The sequence below is a fragment of the Paraconexibacter sp. genome (assembly GCF_041602235.1).
GTDB lineage: Bacteria > Actinomycetota > Thermoleophilia > Solirubrobacterales > Solirubrobacteraceae > Paraconexibacter.
Genome location: NZ_JBFIGP010000410.1, coordinates 1 through 2,512 on the forward strand (window position 1 = coordinate 1; position 2,512 = coordinate 2,512).

The window sequence follows — 2,512 nt, forward strand, 5'->3', positions numbered from 1 at the left end:
GTCCAACGCGGCCTCGTCGCTGCAGCTGGGCAAGGACGCGTTCATGAAGATGATGATCGAGTCGTTGCGCCAGCAGGACCCCAGCAACGCCGCCGACAGCAAGGAGTTCGTCCAGCAGCTGTCGCAGATGACCTCGCTGGAGCAGATCACCAACATGGCGACGGCCACGGCGAACCTCGTGACCGAGCAGCGCGAGGCCCGCGCCGTCGGGATGCTGGGGAAGACCGTCGGGTACCTGGCCTCCGACGGCCTGCGGGCCGAAGGCGTCGTCGAAGCCGTCGACCGCAGCAGCGGGTCACCGTTGCTGAAGGTCGGGGGCCGCCTCCTGGACCCCGGAAGCGTGACGGACGTGCGATGAGCTCCGCGGCCGTTCCCAACCTCGCGCTCGTCCCACCCGGCCCCGGCCGGGTCGATCCCTCGACGGCCGTCCAGCGTCCGGTCGCCCCGGCTGCGGCGCCGCAACGCCCGTTCGCGCACGAGCTGCTCGCGCACCGGCCCGACGGGGTCCAGTTCTCCAACCACGCCCTCCAGCGGCTGGGTCGCCGTCAGATCGACGTCGACCAGACCACCCTCGCCCGGCTCGACGGCGGCGTCGCCCGCGCCGCAGCCAAGGGCGCACGCGAAGCGGTCGTCCTCATCGACTCCAGCGCCTTCGTCGTGTCCGTCCGCAACCGGACGGTCATCACCGCCATCGACCGCGACCAGCTTCGCGACCACGTCTTCACCAACATCGACAGCGCCGTCATCGCCTGACGCCGCGACACCAAGGAGAGACAGATGATTCGAGGAATGTTCAGCGCCATCTCCGGCCTGCGCAACCACCAGATCATGCTCGACGTCACGGCGAACAACCTCGCCAACGTGAACACCGTCGGCTTCAAGGGCAGCCGTGCGTCCTTCAAGGACCAGCTGCAGCAGACCTACCAGTTCGGCACCGCGGCTGGACCCACCACGGGAGGCCTCAACGGACGTCAGGTCGGGCTCGGAGTGCAGCTCGGCACGATCGACAACCAGATGGGTTCCGGCTCGCTGCAGGCAACCGGCAATCCTCTCGACGTCGCGATCCAGGGCAACGGCTGGTTCCGCGTCGCCGCCGGCGCCCCGCCCGCCCTGCCCACCACCATCGAGTACACGCGCGCCGGCAACTTCCGGCGCAACGACCAGGGCTTCCTCGTCACCGCCGACGGCTACTACGTGATGGGTCGCACCGGCGCCACCGACGCCTACATCCAGATCCCGCTGGGCGCCACCGACACCATCGTCGGTGAGGACGGGTCGGTCTCCTACATCCCCTCGGGTGGCGGCGCACGCGTCAGCGCCGGCACCATCTCGCTGGCGCAGTTCCCCAACGAGGAGGGGCTGACCCGCATCTCCGGCAACCGCTGGAACAGCGATCCGGCCTCCGGCACGGAGATCGTCGGCGGGCCGGGCGGCACGTTCGGCGTCCTGACCGCGGGCACGCTCGAGATGTCGAACGTCGACCTGGCGGCCGAGTTCACGCAGATGATCGTCGCGCAGCGCGGGTTCCAGGCCAACTCGCGCGTCATCTCCACCAGCGATGAGATGCTGCAGGACCTCGTCAACCTCAAGCGCTGATGATCCGGCTCCACCGGCTCGGGAGGGACGTCGAGCCGTACCTGGTGAACCCCGATCTCATCATGCACGTCGAGGCGATGCCCGACACCCACGTCACCCTGACCACCGGCACGCGCTACGTGGTGCAGGAGACGCCCGACGAGATCATCGCCGCCGTGCGCGCCTGGCGCGTACGGATCCTCGCGGAGGCGCTCGCGATCAGCGGGCGTGCTCCGCTCGCCGGGGTCTGAGCGGCGCGGTCGCGCTGCTCGGCGTGCGCTACGCGGCGCGCGCCCAGCCGGGGCGGGCGCCGTGGTCGCCCCGGTACACGCTCGGAGCGGACCCGTGGCGGAGGCGGAAGGCCTTCGCGAACTGCGCGGGCTGCCGGTAGCCGACCCGTGCCGCCACCTCGCGCACGGGGAGCGTCGTGGTGACGAGCAGCTCCGCGGCGCGGTCCATGCGGATGCGGGCGAGCTCCGCACGGAACGTCGTGCGCTGCTCCTCCATCACGCGCTGGATCTGGCGTCGGCTGGCGAAGGTGTCGGCGGCGATGTCGTGGATCTGGAGGTCCGGCTCACCGAGTCGCTCGTGCAGTCGCTCCATGACTGCCTCGAAGAGCTCCCGGCGGCCCCGGATCGTCGAGGGCCGATGGTTGACGTGGTCCATGTCAGTCATACGGATCACCACAGCGTAAAGCCCAAGCGCTCCGGACCGTCCACACCCTCAAGCGCCGGACGCCGCCGCCGACTACCGGTGCACGAGGCCGTGGCAGGCCCTTCCCCTTCGCGCACCGACCAGGAGTCATTCCCATGTCAGATCCCCAGGACGCCCGACAGCTCGTCGTCTTCACCCTCGGTGACGAGGAGTACGCGCTGCCCATCAGCTACGTCCACGAGATCATCCGCTACACCGCGCCGCGAACCGTCGCGTCGGAGGA

General features: G+C 69.8%; 6 protein-coding genes. 5 read left to right on the forward strand and 1 reads right to left on the reverse strand.

The window, feature by feature from the left end; genetic code table 11:
* The 4 genes from ABYE80_RS19705 to ABYE80_RS19720 form a co-directional block, all read left to right on the forward strand.
* A partial coding sequence (locus ABYE80_RS19705) for a flagellar hook capping FlgD N-terminal domain-containing protein (protein WP_372792010.1) occupies positions 1-358 on the forward strand: 358 nt, incomplete at its 5' end.
* Complete coding sequence (locus ABYE80_RS19710; RefSeq protein ID WP_372792011.1) at positions 355-753, forward strand: TIGR02530 family flagellar biosynthesis protein; 399 nt, start codon at positions 355-357, stop codon at positions 751-753. The genes ABYE80_RS19705 and ABYE80_RS19710, both read left to right, overlap by 4 nt.
* A gap of 24 nt (positions 754-777) precedes the next feature.
* Complete coding sequence (locus ABYE80_RS19715; protein ID WP_372792012.1) at positions 778-1,596, forward strand: flagellar hook-basal body complex protein; 819 nt, start codon at positions 778-780, stop codon at positions 1,594-1,596.
* Complete coding sequence (locus ABYE80_RS19720) at positions 1,596-1,826, forward strand: flagellar FlbD family protein (protein WP_372792013.1); 231 nt, start codon at positions 1,596-1,598, stop codon at positions 1,824-1,826. The genes ABYE80_RS19715 and ABYE80_RS19720 overlap by 1 nt, the downstream gene beginning before the upstream one ends.
* Before the next feature lie 28 nt (positions 1,827-1,854).
* On the opposite strand, the gene ABYE80_RS19725 is transcribed toward ABYE80_RS19720, so the two are convergent.
* The gene (locus ABYE80_RS19725) at positions 1,855-2,250 is read right to left on the reverse strand and encodes a helix-turn-helix transcriptional regulator (protein WP_372792014.1); all 396 of its coding nucleotides are present in this window, start codon (positions 2,248-2,250) and stop codon (positions 1,855-1,857) included.
* Between the two features lie 134 nt (positions 2,251-2,384).
* Here ABYE80_RS19725 and ABYE80_RS19730 point away from each other — a divergent pair.
* Positions 2,385-2,512: chemotaxis protein CheW (locus ABYE80_RS19730; protein WP_372792015.1), on the forward strand; the 128-nt coding region annotated here is incomplete at its 3' end.